This window comes from Streptomyces sp. NPDC050528 (assembly GCF_044457795.1).
Taxonomy (GTDB): Bacteria; Actinomycetota; Actinomycetes; order Streptomycetales; family Streptomycetaceae; genus Streptomyces.
The window spans coordinates 447,749-464,361 of the sequence record NZ_JBITHH010000003.1 but is presented as its reverse complement, the minus strand read 5'-3'; the positions used below and the strand labels follow the sequence as shown (position 1 = coordinate 464,361).

The 16,613-nt window shown below is 70.0% G+C and carries 15 protein-coding genes; 7 read left to right on the top strand and 8 right to left on the bottom strand.

Annotation, left to right across the window (positions count from 1 at the left end):
* Window positions 1-10 precede the first annotated feature (10 nt).
* Window positions 11-952, top strand: coding sequence for an NAD-dependent epimerase/dehydratase family protein (locus ACIBK4_RS13545; RefSeq protein WP_398994795.1), 942 nt, complete (start codon window positions 11-13; stop codon window positions 950-952).
* Between the two features lie 229 nt (window positions 953-1,181).
* On the opposite strand, the gene ACIBK4_RS13540 is transcribed toward ACIBK4_RS13545, so the two are convergent.
* Window positions 1,182-1,445 (bottom strand): GlsB/YeaQ/YmgE family stress response membrane protein, encoded by a 264-nt coding sequence (locus ACIBK4_RS13540; protein ID WP_019057177.1) that lies wholly within the window; start codon window positions 1,443-1,445, stop codon window positions 1,182-1,184.
* Between the two features lie 231 nt (window positions 1,446-1,676).
* Here ACIBK4_RS13540 and ACIBK4_RS13535 point away from each other — a divergent pair, with 231 nt between their 5' ends.
* Complete coding sequence (locus tag ACIBK4_RS13535) at window positions 1,677-3,104, top strand: hydrolase (RefSeq protein WP_398994794.1); 1,428 nt, start codon at window positions 1,677-1,679, stop codon at window positions 3,102-3,104.
* 49 nt (window positions 3,105-3,153) lie between these two features.
* Here the strand turns inward: ACIBK4_RS13535 and ACIBK4_RS13530 are convergent, their stop codons facing one another.
* Window positions 3,154-5,883 (bottom strand): glycosyl hydrolase 2 galactose-binding domain-containing protein, encoded by a 2,730-nt coding sequence (locus ACIBK4_RS13530; protein WP_398995051.1) that lies wholly within the window; start codon window positions 5,881-5,883, stop codon window positions 3,154-3,156.
* A 102-nt stretch (window positions 5,884-5,985) separates the two neighbouring features.
* Window positions 5,986-7,170, bottom strand: coding sequence for an ROK family protein (locus ACIBK4_RS13525; RefSeq protein WP_398994793.1), 1,185 nt, complete (start codon window positions 7,168-7,170; stop codon window positions 5,986-5,988).
* Window positions 7,171-7,297: 127 nt separating this feature from the next.
* Between ACIBK4_RS13525 and ACIBK4_RS13520 the strand changes: the two genes are divergently transcribed.
* Window positions 7,298-8,767, top strand: a complete 1,470-nt coding sequence (locus ACIBK4_RS13520) for an APC family permease (RefSeq protein WP_398994792.1) — start codon at window positions 7,298-7,300, stop codon at window positions 8,765-8,767.
* On the opposite strand, the gene ACIBK4_RS13515 is transcribed toward ACIBK4_RS13520, so the two are convergent.
* Entirely contained in the window at window positions 8,764-9,306 is a 543-nt protein-coding gene (locus ACIBK4_RS13515) for a hypothetical protein (RefSeq protein ID WP_398994791.1), read from the bottom strand. The genes ACIBK4_RS13520 and ACIBK4_RS13515 overlap by 4 nt on opposite strands.
* A 25-nt stretch (window positions 9,307-9,331) precedes the next feature.
* Here ACIBK4_RS13515 and ACIBK4_RS13510 point away from each other — a divergent pair, with 25 nt between their 5' ends.
* Together ACIBK4_RS13510 and ACIBK4_RS13505 are read left to right on the top strand one after the other, a co-directional pair.
* On the top strand, window positions 9,332-10,090 hold the full coding sequence (locus ACIBK4_RS13510; protein ID WP_398994790.1) for a phosphotransferase: 759 nt from the start codon (window positions 9,332-9,334) through the stop codon (window positions 10,088-10,090).
* 99 nt (window positions 10,091-10,189) lie between these two features.
* A complete protein-coding gene (locus ACIBK4_RS13505; protein WP_398994789.1) occupies window positions 10,190-10,960 on the top strand; it encodes an ArsR/SmtB family transcription factor in 771 nt (256 codons plus the stop codon).
* Between the two features lie 63 nt (window positions 10,961-11,023).
* Here ACIBK4_RS13505 and ACIBK4_RS13500 read toward each other — a convergent pair whose 3' ends face one another.
* Both ACIBK4_RS13500 and ACIBK4_RS13495 read right to left on the bottom strand, forming a co-directional pair.
* A complete protein-coding gene (locus tag ACIBK4_RS13500) occupies window positions 11,024-11,464 on the bottom strand; it encodes an SPW repeat protein (protein ID WP_398994788.1) in 441 nt (146 codons plus the stop codon).
* A 90-nt stretch (window positions 11,465-11,554) separates the two neighbouring features.
* On the bottom strand, window positions 11,555-12,169 hold the full coding sequence (locus ACIBK4_RS13495; protein ID WP_398994787.1) for a sigma-70 family RNA polymerase sigma factor: 615 nt from the start codon (window positions 12,167-12,169) through the stop codon (window positions 11,555-11,557).
* Between the two features lie 102 nt (window positions 12,170-12,271).
* Here ACIBK4_RS13495 and ACIBK4_RS13490 point away from each other — a divergent pair, with 102 nt between their 5' ends.
* A complete protein-coding gene (locus ACIBK4_RS13490; RefSeq protein ID WP_398994786.1) occupies window positions 12,272-13,264 on the top strand; it encodes a MerR family transcriptional regulator in 993 nt (330 codons plus the stop codon).
* A 15-nt stretch (window positions 13,265-13,279) separates the two neighbouring features.
* Here ACIBK4_RS13490 and ACIBK4_RS13485 read toward each other — a convergent pair whose 3' ends face one another.
* Window positions 13,280-14,653: a cryptochrome/photolyase family protein gene (locus ACIBK4_RS13485; RefSeq protein ID WP_398994785.1), complete on the bottom strand. Its 1,374-nt coding sequence runs from the start codon at window positions 14,651-14,653 to the stop codon at window positions 13,280-13,282.
* A gap of 74 nt (window positions 14,654-14,727) precedes the next feature.
* Entirely contained in the window at window positions 14,728-16,257 is a 1,530-nt protein-coding gene (locus ACIBK4_RS13480; RefSeq protein ID WP_398994784.1) for an SDR family oxidoreductase, read from the bottom strand.
* A gap of 166 nt (window positions 16,258-16,423) precedes the next feature.
* Here ACIBK4_RS13480 and ACIBK4_RS13475 point away from each other — a divergent pair, with 166 nt between their 5' ends.
* A complete protein-coding gene (locus tag ACIBK4_RS13475; RefSeq protein WP_328833437.1) occupies window positions 16,424-16,612 on the top strand; it encodes a hypothetical protein in 189 nt (62 codons plus the stop codon).
* The last annotated feature ends 1 nt before the right edge of the window (window position 16,613 follow it).

Here is a 16,613-nt window from a genome sequence, read left to right as displayed (position 1 = left end):
CGTCATGACGATGAACGACAGCAATGAGAACAGCCGGAGCATCCTCCTCGCCGGTGCGAGCGGTGTGCTCGGCGGACACATCACCAACGCCCTGACCGCCGCCGGGCACAAGGTCACCGGCCTCGGCAGGGGCCCCGGCAACGGCATCCGCGCCGACCTCATGGACCGCGACGGGCTGCTCCGCGCGGTCGAGGGGCGCGACTTCGACACGGTGATCCACGCAGCGACCGCCCTGCGCAAGCCACCCCTGCGCCACCGCGACATGCACGCCACCAACGCCCTGCGCATCCAGGGCACCGCCCACCTCGTCGAGGCCGCGCGGGCAACGGGCGCCCGCCGCCTCATCGCCGAATCGATGGTCTTCGGCTACGGCTACGGGGACTTCGGCCCCCGCCCCCTCACCGAGGACGACCCCTTCGGCCCGCGCGGCACCACACGGGAGCTGGAGAAGCACATCGAGGGCATGCGCATCAAGGAGCAACTGACCTTCGAGGCGGGGGACTTGGAGGGCATCACCCTCCGCTTCGGCCTCTTCTACGGCCCTGGGGGCACCGAGGCGATCCTCCCCATGCTGCGCAGGCGCCAACTCCCCGCCCCCGATGACCGCGGCCGGGTCCTGCCCTGGGTCGAACTCACCGACGCGGCCCGCGCGGTGGCCGCCGCCGTCGAACGCGGGCGCCCTGGGCAGGCGTACAACATCGCCGACCGCACACCGATCGGCTTCCGCGCCCATGTCCTGTGCGTGGCGCGGGAGTTCGGCCTGCCGAAGCCGATCGCCGTACCGCTGTGGACGGTTCGGCCGATGGCGTACGCGCACACGATGATGACCGGCAATCTGCGGGTGTCCAGCGCGAAGGCCGAACGGGAGCTGGGCTGGACGCCCGTGTACGCGTCCAGCGGTGACGGTCTCGCCGCGCTGCGGTCCGGCTCCGTCAACTCGTCGTCGGAGTAAGGGTGTTCGGTTACGGCCGACTGCGCCTGCCCCTCCTTGTGGAACGGAGGAACAGGCGCAGTGGAGCCGACCCGACGGGCCGGACCCCGGATCGACGAGCGGAGTGATGCGTGGTGAGAAGGGTTCTCCGTGAGGAGAGCCGGGAGTGCGGGAACGGGGGATCGGGCGGCAGGCCCGCAGTAGCCGGCCGCCGCCCGGTCTCACCCGTGACGCATGTCCCGCCCCAGGCTCAGCGGCGCGCCCTCGACCGGTCCAGCGCGGCTATACCGACCGCCGCCAGGCCGATCTGGATGAGCCACTCGATCCAGTCGATGCCCTTCGTGTCGGCGACCCCCAGGCCGGATGCGATCGCCGCGCCGATCAGCGCGGCCACGATGCCGACGACGATCGTCAGCAGCACGCCGATGTGCTGACGCCCTGGGACGACGAGCCGTCCCAGCACGCCAATGATGATGCCGATGATGATGGCACTGATGATGCCCGAGATCTCCATCTCCGCCCCTCTTTGTCGATAGTGCTGCTCTCTTCATGTGCCCGCTGGACGCCAAGGCAGTCCGCCGGAGTTTTGTTGCCTCTTATTGCCGGGTCTTTCTGTTCACCACCCCTTCATGCCATGTACCTTTCAATCGTTCAACGCGTGTAGAACTCCCCAACTACCGTTCTACGCGCGCAGATCAGGCGCCCGCACCGCACCCTTCCCCATCCCCTCATGGAGGTTCGTCGGATGCTTGGATCCAGAAGATCCCGCCGCAGACTCACCACCGCCCTCGCCGGCCTGGGACTTTTCGTCACGGGGGCCGCCCTCCAGGTCACCACCACGGCCACACCCGCGCACGCGGCCACCACGCACCGGGTCCTGTTCGACGACGGCCACGCCGAGGAGGCCGGCAACGCGGACTGGATCATCTCCACCAGCAAGCCCGACCCGCTCTCCCAGGACTCCTCCCCGTCCTCCGAGACCGACTGGACCGGCGCGCTCTCCTCGTGGGGCGTCGCCCTGCAGAAGACCGGCAGTTACAGCCTGAAGACCGCCACCAGCGCGCTCACGTACGGCGGTTCGTCGACGACCGACCTGTCGAACTTCGACACGCTGGTCCTGCCCGAGCCCAACACGCTGTTCACGACGGCTGAGAAGACCGCGATCATGACGTTCGTCCAGAACGGCGGCGGCCTCTTCATGATCTCCGACCACACCGGCGCCGACCGCAACAGCGACGGCGAGGACGCGGTCGAGATCCTCAACGACCTGATGACGAACAACAGCGTCGACTCGACCGACCCGTTCGGCTTCTCCATCGACACCCTCGACATCAGCTCCGGCTACCCCGCCGCGATCAGCGACAGCACCGACCCCGTCCTGCACGGCTCCTTCGGCACGGTCACCAAGAGCCTGATCGCCGACGGTACGACGGCCACGCTGAAGCCCGCCGACAACTCGTCCGTCAAGGGCCTTGTGTACCGCAGCGGTTACTCCGGCAACACCGGCGCGTTCTTCGCGACCAGCACCTTCGGCAGCGGCCGCGTCGCGTTCTGGGGTGACAGCTCACCGATGGACGACGGCACCGGCCAGTCCGGCAACACGCTCTACGACGGCTGGAACGACACCGGCGCCACCAACGCCGCCCTCGCCCTGAACGCCACCGCCTGGCTGGCCGGCGAGGGCACCAGCGGCGGTGGCGGAGGGGGCGGCGGCGGTACCTGCACCGCCGCCCAGCTGCTCGGCAACCCGGGCTTCGAGTCCGGCAACACCACCTGGACCGCCAGCAGCGGCGTCATCACCACCTCCAGCAGCGAGGCCGCCCGCACCGGCTCCTACAAGGCCTGGCTGGACGGCTATGGAACCGCCACCACCGACACCCTGTCCCAGGCGGTGTCCATCCCGTCAGGCTGCTCGGCCACCCTCAGCTTCTATCTCCACATCGACACCGCGGAGACCACCACCAGCACCGCCTACGACAAACTGACGGTCACCGCCGGCTCCACCACCCTGGCCACGTACTCCAACCTGAACGCGGCCTCCGGATACGTCCTGAAGTCCTTCGACGTCTCCTCCCTGGCCGGCACCACCGCCACCATCAAGTTCACCGGCGTCGAAGGGTCCACCCTCCAGACGTCCTTCGTCATCGACGACACCGCGCTCAATGTGAGCTGACGACGACCGGTGGGGCCTGGCGGCGGCCGGGCCCCACGGGTTCACCGGTTCACCGTGCCGAGACCGTCCGCTCCGGTGTGTTCCAGCAGGAGACCCGCACCTGCGGCGCCGACCCGTGCAGATCCGCCGTCCGGTAGGTCGCCGTCAGTGTCGTCGACTCCCCGGGCCACAGGCTCACGTCGTTGTCGGACCACCGCACCGGCAGTACCGGCCTGCCCGCCGAGTCCACGAGATGGACGTCGGTGAGGAGCGAAGGCGCCTTCCCCTTCCCGGAGTTGCGCACCGTGACCGTCGTCGTCGACGTGCCGTGCGGACCCGCCTCGGTCGACGCCGTCGCCGAAATCGGCGCCTGTGCCATCGAGTTGAGCCCCTTGAGGTCGGCGTAGCTCGTCGTCGGCGTGTAGTACCAGTCGGTGTGCGCCCAGTCGAGCGTGTCGGGCTTGCTGGAGAGCCAGTACACGTTCCGGCTCACCTCCTTGCCGGACGCGTCGGTCAGGGTCAGCCGCACCAGGTACGTCGTCGACAGCCCGCTCACGGACGCGGGCGAGGGCAGGGTGAGCGCGGTGCTGTGCGCGCCGCCGCCGGAGACCTGCATCCCGGGCACCTTCTTGTCGTACTTCGGTGTGCCGTCGGTGTTGAACAGGGTTGCCCGGGCGGTGAGTTGGTGTGCCGACGCGTTCCGGTTGTTCACCACGACGACCGAGCGGTTGTCGTAGGAGTACTGGATGTGCAGCGGCTCGTTCGCCTTCTTCGCGCCGAAGTAGGCGCCGCCCTGGTCGAGGTAACGGTCCATCAACTGCCAGTGCAGCGAGGTCCATCCGCTGTTGAACATCCAGTAGACGACCCCGGTCGCGGGCTTCGAAGCGTCGGTCGCGTTGCGCTCGTACGCCTCGAACTGGGCCCGCACGTTCTCGTACTGGGCCAGCTGCGCCTTGCGGACATAGTCGGTGAGGCTCGTCGGTGGGCCGTAGCGGCCGGTGAGGGCGTTGTCGTAGAGCTTGAGGGTGTTGAAGGTCGAGGACGGGGAGCGGTGGTACTGCTTGGCGGTCGGGTCCTTCCAGAGGGTGGTCAGTTCGGCCGGGGTCATCATGCGGCGCAGGGTGTCGAGGGTGGGGATGTCGGGGCCCGCGCTGGTCTCGGAGTTGAAGCCGGTGGCGCCGCCCTCGCGCTTGGCGTACCAGTAGTTCGGCGGGATCCAGTCGTACGGGCCGGTCATCTTCATGCCCGAACTGCCGCTGACCGGTGAGGAGTTGTCGGAGGCGGCCGCGACCACCGGGAGTCGCCAGTCGGCGGCCTTCAAGGCGTCCAGGTATGTCTTCTCGATCTTCGCGTCGGGGGCGAAGTCGCTGCCGATGAGGAAGGAGATCACGCTCGGGTGGTCGCGCAGCCGGGCGGCCTCGGCGGCCATCGACGCCTTGGCGATCGGATAGTCGGCGGCGGTCCACTTGTCGCCGCTCTCGTCGCCGTTGACCTGGCCCTCCCACTTGTCGCAGCACTCCCAGCCGGGGAGCGTCAGGATGCCGTAGCGGTCGGCCAGGTCGAAGAACTCGTCCGGCTCGATGTGGCCTTCCAGGCGGATGGTGTTCAGGCCGAGATCGAGCGCGTACTTCAGGCGGTCCTCGACGTAGTTCTTGTCCCAGCGCAGGAACTCGTCCGGTGACCAACCGCCGCCCTTGATCAGCAACTTGCGGCCGTTGACGCTGTATTGGCGGTCGCCTGCGGAGTTCAGCGGGGCCTGCACGTCCCGGATGCCGAAGGTCTGGTGCGCGGTGTCGGAGGGGGTGCCCGCGACGGAGGCGGTGAGGTCGAGGTCGTAGAGCGGCTGGCCGCCCATGCCCGCGGGCCACCAGACCTTCGGGGAGTTCAGGTGCAGGCCGAAGGTGACGGCCTTCGTCTGGTGGGCGGCGAGGGAGACCGTCTTCTCGAAGTCCGTGCTGCCGATGCTGCCGCTGACCTTCGCGGTGAGGGGCGCGTTCGAGTCGTTGCGGGCCTGCGCCTTCACCGTCAGGTCCGCGGAGGCGAGCGACGGTACGGCCAGCTTGGTCACCACGTGGGCGTCGCGCAGTGCGACCGGGCCGCCGCGGCGGACGAGGACGTCACGGACGATGCCCATATTCTCGTCGGGCGGCGGCTGGAGCCAGTCGATCCAGCCCATGGTGAGGTTCTTGGTGGGGTCGTTGGGCCGGATGCGGAAGGCCACCGTGTTCGTGCCGGAGCGGACGAGCGAGGTGACGTCCAACTCGTGCTGTGTGTACGCCCCGTTGACGTCGGCGGCCTTGGCGACCTGCTTGCCGTTGACGTAGACGTCGGCCGCCGAGATGACCCCGCTGAAGTCTAGGTAGGTGCGCCTGCCGGTGTCCGCGACCGTGAAGTCGCTGCGGTACCACCACGGCACCTGGAAGTCGGCCTTCGGGATCTTCCGTTGGTTGGTCGAGTAGAAGGGGTCCGGGTAGACGCCGTCGGCGATCAGGGCCGCCAGGACGGTCGAGCGCGCGCCGGCCGGGTACCAGCCGGTTGCCCGGTAGCCGGGGGAGGAGACGGCCGCCGCGGAGTCGGTGACCTTGGCGGACGACTGGATCGCGTAGCCGGACAGCGGGGTGGCGGTCCCGGCGGTCGAGCGTACGGCGGTCACCGGGACCTGCGCGCGCTGCGGCGGGGACGACTCCCGGGCGGCCCCCGCCCACGCGCTGGTGGTGAGGGAACCCAGGAGGCCCAGGGCGATCGCGGCCGTGGCGAGACGGCTTCTGCGGAGTGGGGGAACGGCGGGGCGGTGGAACACGGCGGTCTCCAGCCTCGTCAAGTTAGGAAGCTTTACTAACCGCACCAGAAGGTAGGGCGCTCGACGAGGCCTGTCAAACACCTGTGGCTGTGGGTGAGTTGCTCAGGACGTCGAGTGGCGCTCGAAGACGAGGTCCCTCGCGGTACCGAGCGCGGTGGCCACGGCACCCAGCAGCACCGCGTCCTCACCCAGCGCGCTGGGCACGATCTTCGGCCGGAGCGGAGTGAGCGCACGGAGGTTCTCCCGCACCGGGCGCAGCAGCAGATCCACGCTGTGCCCGACCCCGCCGCCCAGGACGACGAGGTCCGGATCGAGGACGGCCGCGGCGGCCGCCACCGTGTGCGCGATCCGCTCGCCCTCCAGCTCAACGGCCTTGATCGCGGCGGCATTTCCCTGCCGGGCCGCGTCGAACACGGCCTTCGCGGTGAGCTGCTGCCCGCTCATGCCGAATCGGCGGGCCGCCTCCACGACGGCCACCCCGGACACCGCGTCCTCCAGCGTCTCCGGCTTCTGCTGCCCCGGCCACGGCAGGAACCCGATCTCCCCGGCCCCGCCGTGCGCCCCCGTGAACAGCCGCCCCTCGCTGACCACGCCCATGCCGAGACCGGTGCCGATGAGGATGTACGCGAACAGCCGGCTGCCCGCGCCGACGCCGTACGTGTACTCGCCGAGCGCCGCGAGATTCGCGTCGTTGTGCACCTCCAGCGGGACGCCCAGCTCCTCCCGCATCCGGTCGAACAGCCCGGCCCGGCCCCAGCCCGGCAGATGCATCGCGTACCGCACCCGGCGCCGCTGCTCGTCGTAGACACCCGGGGTGCCCACCACGGCGTGGACGACCGCGGCCGGTCTCACCTCGGAGTTCGCGACGACCTGGTGGGCGGTGGCGACCACCAGCTCGGCCATGGCGCCCGAACTGCGGGCCCGGTTGCGGACGTCCGCGCGGGCCACCACCTCGCCGTCCAGATTGGCCACCGCGACCCGCAGCCAGCTGCGCCCGACGTCGATCCCGAGCGCGTACCCGGCGGACGGGTCGGGGGCGTAGAGCACGGCGGTGCGGCCGCGCTCGGGGGCCTGCGTGCCGACCTCGTGGACCAGTCCCGCCTCCTCCAGCGCGGCCAGCGCGCTGGAGACCGTCGGCTTCGACAGGCCTGTCTCGCGGGCGAGTTGGGCGCGGGACGCGGCACCGGCCGTGCGCAGCCGGTCGAGCAGCAGCCGCGCGTTCGTACTGCGCAGCCGCTGACGGCTCCAGGGCTGTTCCGGTCGCTCCACGGCGTCACTGACGGGCATCGCATCATTCTCCGGCATCCTGGACAGCCTCTTGACGAGTCTAGTAAGGCTCCTTAACTTTATCGCCCAGTCACCCGCGCCGGGCCACCCAGCCCTCCTCTCCCCGTGACCAGCCCCAGGAGTCCCCATGTCCGGTAGTCCGCCTCCCGGTAGCCCGCCCCCCGACGGCGGGTTCGTCCGCCGCGTCGGCCTCTTCCAGGCCACCGCCATCAACATGAGCCAGATGTGCGGCATCGGGCCGTTCGTGACGATCCCGCTGATGGTCGCCGCGTTCGGCGGTCCGCAGGCGGTGATCGGCTTCGTCGCGGGCGCGGTCCTCGCGCTGGCCGACGGGCTCGTGTGGGCCGAGATGGGCGCCGCGATGCCCGGCTCCGGCGGCAGTTACGTCTATCTGCGCCAGGCCTTCCAGTACCGCACCGGGCGGCTGATGCCGTTCCTGTTCGTGTGGACGGCGATGCTCTTCATCCCGCTGATCATGTCGACCGGCGTGGTCGGCTTCGTGCAGTATCTCGGCTATCTGGCACCGGACTTGGGCAAGACGTCCGGCGACCTGATCGGCCTCGGTGTGATCGCCGTGGTGATCCTGCTTCTCTGGCGCGGTATCGAGAACATCGCCCGCATCACCGCTGTGATGTGGACAGTGATGATCGCCGCGGTGTTCCTGGTCATCGTCGCCGCCGCGAGCGACTTCAGCGCGCACCTCGCCTTCACCTACCCGGCGCACGCCTTCGACCTGGGCAGCGACAAATTCTGGCTGGGCTTCGCCGGCGGCCTGACCATCGGCATCTACGACTACCTCGGCTACAACACCACGGCCTACATGGGCGCCGAGATCAAGGACCCGGGCCGCACACTCCCGCGCTCGATCCTCTTCTCCATCGTCGGCATCATGGCGATCTACCTGATGCTCCAGATCGGCACGCTGGGTGTCATCGACTGGCACCGGATGACGAACGTGAACGACATCGCGTCCACCTCGGTGGCCTCGGCGGTCCTGGAGAAGACCTGGGGCAAGGGCGCCGCCGACACGGTCACCGTCCTGATCCTGATCACGGCCTTCGCCTCGGTCTTCACCGGACTCCTGGGCGGCTCCCGCGTCCCCTACGACGCGGCCCGCGAACGCGTCTTCTTCCGCCCCTACGCCAAACTCCACCCCAAGCACCGCTTCCCGATGCTGGGCCTCGCCACGATGGGCGTGATCACGGCGATCGGCTTCCTGATCGGCCGCCACACGGACCTCGCGACCCTGATCCAGTTGCTCACCACGGTGATGGTCATCGTCCAGGCACTGGCCCAGATCATCGCCCTGACCGTCCTGCGCAAACGGCAGCCGAACCTCCGCCGCCCCTACCGCATGTGGCTCTACCCCGTGCCGAGCATCGTCGCCTTCGTCGGCTGGTGCGTGATCTACGGCTACGCGGACCGCAACTCCCCGGGCCGCCACCCCATCGAGTGGTCCCTGGCCTGGCTGGCCCTGGGCTGCGTCGCGTTCGTGATCTGGGCCCGCTTCGAGAAGGTGTGGCCGTTCGGCCCCAAGGAAATCGCGGAGGAGTACCTGGCGGAGACGTCCCCGGACACCGAACCCGCTGGCGCCTAGCGGTAGTTGACGATCCACCCCGTCGCGGCCAGCACCTCGTCCGCGATGTCGACGACGGAGCGCCCGTCGGTCACCACCCGAATGGTGTCCACGGGCGCCCGCTCGTCCAACAGCCGTGCTTTACGGGCGCTGTTGGCCAGCTCGTTCTCCAACTCACTCCCGATCTCCCGCCCGTTGAGCCGCGCGGCCGCGGTCTCGTCCGAGGCGGTCAGCAGCACTCGTACGATCCGCACGTCCGCCCCCATCGCCCGACGGAACTGCCCGGCCGTCTCGTCGAGCACACTCACCGTGTTCGTGTACACGAGACGCCGGTACCCCAGCGCGGCGTAATTCCCCCACACGGCCGTCAAGTTGGCCTCGCTGATCGTCGCCCGGTGCGGATCGCCGGCCGGCGCTGGATGTACCTGCCCCATGAAGTCCCCGTCGATCACCGCATGGGCGACCTCCGCCGCCCGCAGCCGCGCCGACACCTCCCACCCGACGGTCGTCTTCCCGACCCCGGCGCGTCCCCCGATGAGCAATGCCTCAGCGTGATCCATACGAGCAGCGTGCCAAGCGATACTCGTGCGGTCGAACGATTTCGTGGAGGCGGGCCAGGTGGAGGAGTCGGTGCTCGGGGGAGGGGCGATCAACAAGGTCGTACGGCTCGGGGAGACCGTACGGCGCACTCCGACCCCGCCGGAACGGTCGGCCTTCGTGACCGGACTGCTCGCGCTGTTCGAGCGGCGGCAGTGGGCTGGAGCGCCGCGCTTCCTCGGCACGGACGAGCGCGGACGGGAGATGTTCCAGTACATCGAGGGCCGGGCGGCCGCAAGCCTCGGCGAACGGTCCGCCGCCCGCGCCGACGACAGCCTCGTGCGCGTCGCGCGCCTCGTCCGCACCTTCCACGACCTGACACACGGCACACCGCAAGCCGGTGACCAGGACGTCGTCTGCCACAACGACCTGGCTCCCAAGAACACCGTCTACGACAGCGCGTGGCACCCGCTGGCCTTCGTCGACTGGGACCTCGCGGCTCCCGGGGAGCGTGTCCACGACGTCGCCCACGTCTGCTGGCAGTACCTGGACCTCGGCCCGGGCATCACCGACGTACCCGAGACCGCTCGCCGGATCGCGCTGATCTGCGAGGCGTACGGCCTCGACGACACCGGCCCGCTCCTCGACACGGTGCTGTGGTGGCAGGACCGGTGCCGGCGCGGCATCGAGGCCGGCGCCGAACAGGCCATGGTCGACCTGCGGGCCGGCGGGGTCGTCGACGAGATCCGCGACGCGCACGACTGGGTGGCCGCGCGCCATCGCGAACTGGGCACGTTCCTGCGCTGAACCGTCGTATACCGGCACACAACGGGCGAAGTCGCCCGCCTTGACATGCAAGTAATTGCCTGCATAACGTTGAGTGTGCGATCCGAACACGACTCAGGGATGGACGCGGTCTTCAAGGCGCTGGCCGACGAGACCCGCAGACGTCTGCTGGACCGGCTCCACGAGGAGAACGGGCAGACGCTCGGCGAGTTGTGCGGGCGCATCGACATGACCCGTCAGTCGGTGACCCAGCATCTGGCCGTCCTGGAGGCCGCCAACCTGGTCAGCACGGTGCGGCGCGGGCGGGAGAAGCTGCACTACCTCAATCCGGTCCCGCTGCACGAGATGCAGGAGCGCTGGATCGACAAGTTCGAGCGCCCGCGCCTGCGCGCGCTCGGCGCCCTGAAACGACGAGCCGAGGAAGCCATGACCGACAAGCCGACATTCGTCTACGTCACCTACATCGCGAGCACCCCCGAAAAGGTCTGGGACGCGCTCACCGACGCCGAACTGACCGCCGCGTACTGGGGCCACAGCAATGTGTCCGACTGGCGGCAGGGTTCCCGTTGGGAGCATGTGCGCACGGACGGTTCCGGCATCGCCGACGTCGTCGGCGCGGTGGTGGAGAGCGAGCGCCCGACCCGGCTCGTGACCACCTGGGCCGCGCCCGAGAACGAAGGCCAGGAGGACAAGTACTCCCGCGTCACGTACGACATCCGACGGCACGAGGACATCGTGCGCCTCACCGTCACCCACGAGGACCTCGCCGACCAGGGCGAACTGTCCGACGTGTCCGGCGGCTGGCCGGCCGTGCTGTCCAACCTGAAGTCGGTCCTCGAAACGGGCAGCCCCCTCCCGCAGTCGCCCTGGCTGGTGCCGGGCGACCACTGAATGGGGCGGAGGAGGGGTGCGCCTTCCTTCCGGGGTTCTACGGCTTGCTTCCGGGGTCGGCCTCTACGGCTTGGGAGTGCTTCGCGCCGCCGTACCGGCACACACCAGGCCCATCAGCACGGCCAGTCCGCCGATGATGACGTTGTTCAGGATGACGCCCTTGTCGGGGTTGGTGCCGACGATCCACGGCGAGACGATCATCCAGACACCCAGGGCGCTCATCGCCCAGCTGAGGCCGTACATGCGTTCCGGCGCCCTGGTGAACCCGAGGGCCAGCAGGCCGATCGCGATGCCGACGATCAGGTTGTGCGGCACGAGCGCGGGCTGGCTCGTCGTGTAGTGGAGTATCCACGGGGATACGGCGCAGTACAGACCGAGCAGGAACACCGGTCCGTCCACGAGCGCCACATCGCGTCCACCGAGCATGCGGGCGTAGCGTGCCTGCATTTCGGAGACATCAGGGTGGCTCGCTATGTCACCTCTGGTGTGCGAGACGTTGGCCATGACTCGTCTCCTTTGACTTGGCTGGCCTGACCGCGTCTGGTGCGGTATGCGGTAAAAGCCGCTTATCCCCATAGTGCTCTTATTTCGCCTTTATGTGTAGTGGTCAGCCTGTCCGTCGGCCTGATCGTCGGCCTGGAGACGGCGGCGCAACTGGTGGAGCCCGCGTCGTGCGTGGCTCTTGACCGTGCCGAGCGGCCAGCCGGTGCGCCGCGCGATCTGGGTCTGGGTGAGGTCCTCGTAATACGTGAGCCGCAGCACCCGCTGTTGGGGTGCGGGCAGCCTCGCGAGTTCGTGCAGGATCAGGACCCGGTCGAGAACCGACTCGGGTTTCCGGGCGACGCGATCGGCGAGGGCGAGCGACGAGCCCGCGGCGGCCAGGAGGTGCAGGCGGCGGGTGCGGTCGGACAGCGCGTCGGCGATCCTGCGCCTGGTGATGCCCACGATCCAGCCGCCGATCGCACCGCGCTCCGGACGGAAGCCCTGCCGCCCGCGCCACACCCCGAGAAACACCTGCTGCGTCACGTCCTCGGCCTCCTTGGCGTCCCCCAGCGAGCGCCGGGCCATGCCGTTCACCATGGCCGACCAGCGGTGATACACGAGGGCCAGACAATCCTCGTCACCCGCCACCAGACCCCTGGCCAGCTCCTCGTCGGTGAGCGACTCCGCCGCAGGGCAGGGACGGACCGCGCTGGACTGCGGGCTCATGGCTACGACTCCTCACGCGTCGGACGGCGACTGTCCGGTCATCGTGCGAGCAAGGGATCAAGGTCATCAACTTGCGTCGATTCTGCGTCGTATAGTCGCCGGATGAGCGAAATGCCCGCCGACAGGGATGCGGCGAACCAGTCAGCGGCCGAACTGCCCCTGGCCACCGGCGCGTTGGCCCGCCGGCTCGGCGTGGCGCCGACCACGCTGCGGTCCTGGGAGCGGCGCTACGGCATCGGGCCCGAGCTCCGCGTCGAAGGGCGACACCGGCGCTGGACCCAGCGGGACGTGGCCGTGCTGGAGGCGATGTGCCGCCTGACCTCGTCGGGCGTGCCCCCGGCCGAGGCGGCGCAGGTGGCGAAGGGAGCCGCCGCCGGTGCGCATGCGGAGCCCGAGCCCGTACGGCACCGGAAGTCACGGGCCCCCGGCGCGCTGCCTCTCGGAGACGTGCGCCAGGAGTGCCGGGGCCTGGCGCGCGCCGCCGTTCGGCTCGACGCGCCCGCCGTCGAGCGTCAACTGGCGGATGCCGTGGGCCAGTACGGCATCGTCGTCGCCTGGCAGGAGGTGATGGTGCCGACGCTGCACGCGGTGGGGCGCAAGTGGGCGTCGTCGGGGGACCGTTACGTCGAGGTGGAGCACCTGCTGTCCTGGCACGTCTCCACCGCCCTCCGTCGACGCACCCCGCTTCCCGGGCCACAGGTGGACGTGTCGCCGGTGGTGCTGGCCTGCGTACCCGGCGAGCAACACACCCTCCCCATCGAGGCACTCAACGCCGCACTGGGTGAACTCGGCCTGCCCACAAGGATGTTCGGCGCAGCCGTCCCCGCCGAGGCGCTCATCGCGGCGGTACGGCGGCTGGGCCCGGCGGCCGTCGTCCTGTGGGCACAGGCACGCTCCACGGCGAGCCCGCCGCTGGCCCGGCACCTCGCCGACATCTCCTGGGGAGTGAAGGGCGCCAGGCAACAGCCCTCGGTGGTGCTGGCAGGGCCCGGCTGGTCCGGTACTTCGGCGGGGGGAGCGCTGCGGCCGGTGAGTCTCCAAGACGCCGTGAACCTCGTGACCGGGACGCACGGGGCATACAGGGAACGGCACTGACAGCCGACGCCGACCTCAGTCACGCGCCCGCCCCTGCCTGAACCGGGCCAGCCCGTCGGCGAGTTCGACGATCGGATCCGGATAGTCGCCGATCGCCGCCCGCTCAAGTCCCCTGAGTTTCCACGGCTCGTGTACCAACGGCCCGTCCAGCTGGGCGAGTTCGGGCACCCAGCGGCGCACGTACGCACCGTCCGGGTCGTACCGCTTCGCCTGCGTCACGGGATTCAGGACCCGGTTGGGGCGGGAGTCGGTGCCGGTGCCCGCCATCCACTGCCAGTTGAGCTGGTTGTTGGCCACATCGCCGTCGACCAAGAGGTCGAGGAAGTACCGGGCGCCGACGCGCCAGTCGACGTAGAGCGTCTTGGTGAGGAAGCTCGCCGTGAGTAGCCGTCCACGGTTGTGCATCCAGCCCTCGTGGCGCAGTTGGCGCATCGCCGCGTCGATCAGGGGATAGCCGGTACGGCCTTCCTTCCAGGCCGCGATGTCCTCGCGGGCCGTGCGTTCGGAACGCCAACGGTCGTGTTTCGTACGGTAGTCGGCGCCCGCCGCCGAGGGCCTGGCCGCCAGCACCTGACGGTGGAAGTCCCGCCACGCGAGCTGTCGTACGAAGGCCTCGGCGCCCGGGCCGCCCAACTGCCGTGCGCGGTGGACCAGTTCGACGGGGGAGAGGGTGCCGAAGTGGAGGTGGGGTGAGAGGTGGGAGGTGGAGTCGGCGGCCAGGGCGTCGTGCAGGTCCTCGTACGAGGCGATGCCGTCGCGCAGCCAACGGCTCAGCAGCTTGCGGCCGTTGGTCTCCCCGCCGGTCGCCAGGCCCGGTGACAGGCCTTCGACGTCGGCACGCGCAGGCAGCTCCTCGGAGCCGACACCGTCCGGGACCCGCATGGTGCGCGGCGCGGCCAGGGGGGTGCGCAACCGCAGCCCGGACCACTGTCTGAAGTACGGCGTGAAGACCGCGAAGTGGTCCGAGGCGGCCGGAGTCACCGCGCCGGGCGCGACGGCCGTGGTCACGGTGTCGTGGACGTGCAGCCGTCGCCCCTCCGCCTCCAGCGCCCGCCGCAGCCGCTGCTCGCGCCGGCGTGCGTAGGCGCTGACGTCGGCCGCCATGTGCACCTCGTCGGCGTCGGTCTCGGCGGCCACCTTGCACACCTCTTCGACGACGTCGCCGGACCGGAGCACCAACCGGCCGCCCCGCTCGCGCAGGCCGGTGTCGAGGTCGCGCAGACAGTCGGCGAGGAACGCCAGCCGGTTGGGCACGGCGAACCCGGCGTCCGTCACGCCCCGGTCGCGGACGAACAGGGGAACCACCTCGCGGGCCTCGGCGGCGGCGCGCAGCGCGGGATGGTCGTGCAGACGCAGATCGGAGGTGAACAGGACGACCGAGACGTTCATGATGCGGACTCCGGGAGACGGGAAGAGGGGCTGCTGAGGTGCTTCCGGCGCGGAGGACCCGGCGGATGCGGCCGTCAACCGATCGGCGCGCGTTCCCCCGTCGGTGTCGTCGGCGTCCGGGCCGCGGCCGCCGCGATGTTGCGTGCCATGCCGCCGAACACGACGGCGTGGAAGGGCGAGACACTCCACCAGTAGGCGTGTCCCAGCAGCCCGTGCGGATGGAACAGGGCCCGCTGCCGGTAGCGGGTGCCGCCGTCGTCGTCCGTCTCGGCGTACATCTCCAGCCAGGCCAGACCCGGCAGCCGCATCTCGGCCCGCAGCCGCAGGAGGTGCCCGGGGCGGATCTCCTCGACGCGCCAGAAGTCCAGCGAGTCACCGACCCGCAGCCGCGTCGCGTCCCGACGGCCCCGGCGCAGGCCGACACCGCCCACCAGTCGGTCCAGCCGACCTCGCACGGCCCAGGCCAGAGGGAGGGAGTACCAGCCGTTGTCCCCGCCGATTCCCTCGATCACCCGCCACAGCGCCTCGCGCGAGGCGTCGACCGGCAGCTCCCGCCGGTCTGTGTAGAGGCTGCCGCCGGCCCAGTCGGGGTCGGTGGGCAGCGGATCGCTGGGCGCGCCGGGCACCGAGGCCGACGACCAGCGGGTGGTGACCTTGGCCTCGCGGACCCGCTGCAGGGCCAGTCGTACCGCCTCGTCGAAGCCGAGCGGATGCCCGGGCAGGTCGGGGACGTACCGGGCGATGTCGTGCTCGTGGCAGACGACCTCGTGGCGCAGCGACTCGGTCAACGGCCGTGCGATGGACGCCGGTACGGGCGTCACCAGGCCGACCCAGTGACTGGACAGACCGGGGGTGAGAACCGGGACGGAGAGGATCAGCCGGCGCGGGAGGCCGGCGACGGCCGCGTACCTGGTCATCATCTCCCGGTAGGTGAGCACGTCCGGACCGCCGATGTCGAAGGCGCGGCTGACGTCGGCCGGCATGCGCGCGCTGCCGACGAGTGCGCGCAGTACGTCGCGTACCGCCACGGGCTGGATCCGCGTGCGCACCCAGCTGGGTGTGACCATCACCGGCAGCCGCTCGGTGAGGTAGCGCAGCATCTCGAAGGAGGCCGAGCCCGAGCCGATGACGACGGCCGCGCGCAGGACCGTGGTGGGCACGCCCGAGTCCAGGAGGATCCGGGCCACTTCGCTTCTCGATCGCAGGTGCGGCGAGAGATCCCCCTCCGGCACGCCCGCGGGGGTCAGACCGCCGAGGTAGACGATGCGCCGCACCCCCGCGGCCCGAGCCCGCTCCCCGAAGATCCGCGCCGCCTTCCGGTCGGTCTGCTCGAAGCGGTCGCCCGTGCCCAGCGCGTGCACGAGGTAGTAGGCGACGTCGACGTCGCGCAGGGCCGTGGCCATCGACGCGGCATCCGTGACGTCTCCGCCCACCACTTCCACGTCACCCGCCCATGGGTGGTCGCGCAGTTTTTCGGGAGTACGGGCCACACAGCGGACGCGGTGGCCCTCGGCGAGCAGTTCCGGAACGAGCCTGCCGCCGACATAGCCCGTCGCTCCGGTCACCAGACAGCGCAGGCCCGGTACGGCCTCGTCAGCGTGCATCGGTTCCACGGCCCTTCGTGTCGGTGTACCCCCTGTGATCACTTCCCCGTGTGTGGCCGAACCGGATGCACATGTCGGTCGAGTCCCGCCGAGAGAGTGAGCATGTCCGCGTTGATCGGGGGCAGGTGAACAGGTACGACGGTCCCCCGTGGGGAGTCGAGGAACGATGCTGGAGGTGTCTGCGGACATGGGCGCGAAGGTGTTGAAGCGGTTTTCGGCGGGGGCTCCGCGCGGATCATGGCCTGCCGAGGAGTTCGCGGCCCGGCGTCGCGCCGAGGGTGAGCCCGCCAGGGTCGTCATGGACCTGAAGTCCGATGCGTTCCTCGTGGTGGTTCCGGTGGGCGACGAGGACTGAC

Bases quoted from the DNA above. Each gene is read 5' to 3' on its own strand.
- ACIBK4_RS13545 (WP_398994795.1), top strand. From the start codon at position 11: ATGAACGACAGCAATGAGAACAGCCGGAGCATCCTCCTCGCCGGTGCG.
- ACIBK4_RS13540 (WP_019057177.1), bottom strand. From the start codon at position 1,445: ATGGAGATCTCGGGCATCATCAGTGCCATCATCATCGGCATCATCATT.
- ACIBK4_RS13535 (WP_398994794.1), top strand. From the start codon at position 1,677: ATGCTTGGATCCAGAAGATCCCGCCGCAGACTCACCACCGCCCTCGCC.
- ACIBK4_RS13525 (WP_398994793.1), bottom strand. From the start codon at position 7,170: ATGCCCGTCAGTGACGCCGTGGAGCGACCGGAACAGCCCTGGAGCCGT.
- ACIBK4_RS13520 (WP_398994792.1), top strand. From the start codon at position 7,298: ATGTCCGGTAGTCCGCCTCCCGGTAGCCCGCCCCCCGACGGCGGGTTC.
- ACIBK4_RS13515 (WP_398994791.1), bottom strand. From the start codon at position 9,306: ATGGATCACGCTGAGGCATTGCTCATCGGGGGACGCGCCGGGGTCGGG.
- ACIBK4_RS13505 (WP_398994789.1), top strand. From the start codon at position 10,190: ATGGACGCGGTCTTCAAGGCGCTGGCCGACGAGACCCGCAGACGTCTG.
- ACIBK4_RS13500 (WP_398994788.1), bottom strand. From the start codon at position 11,464: ATGGCCAACGTCTCGCACACCAGAGGTGACATAGCGAGCCACCCTGAT.
- ACIBK4_RS13495 (WP_398994787.1), bottom strand. From the start codon at position 12,169: ATGAGCCCGCAGTCCAGCGCGGTCCGTCCCTGCCCTGCGGCGGAGTCG.
- ACIBK4_RS13490 (WP_398994786.1), top strand. From the start codon at position 12,272: ATGAGCGAAATGCCCGCCGACAGGGATGCGGCGAACCAGTCAGCGGCC.
- ACIBK4_RS13485 (WP_398994785.1), bottom strand. From the start codon at position 14,653: ATGAACGTCTCGGTCGTCCTGTTCACCTCCGATCTGCGTCTGCACGAC.
- ACIBK4_RS13480 (WP_398994784.1), bottom strand. From the start codon at position 16,257: ATGCACGCTGACGAGGCCGTACCGGGCCTGCGCTGTCTGGTGACCGGA.
- ACIBK4_RS13475 (WP_328833437.1), top strand. From the start codon at position 16,424: ATGCTGGAGGTGTCTGCGGACATGGGCGCGAAGGTGTTGAAGCGGTTT.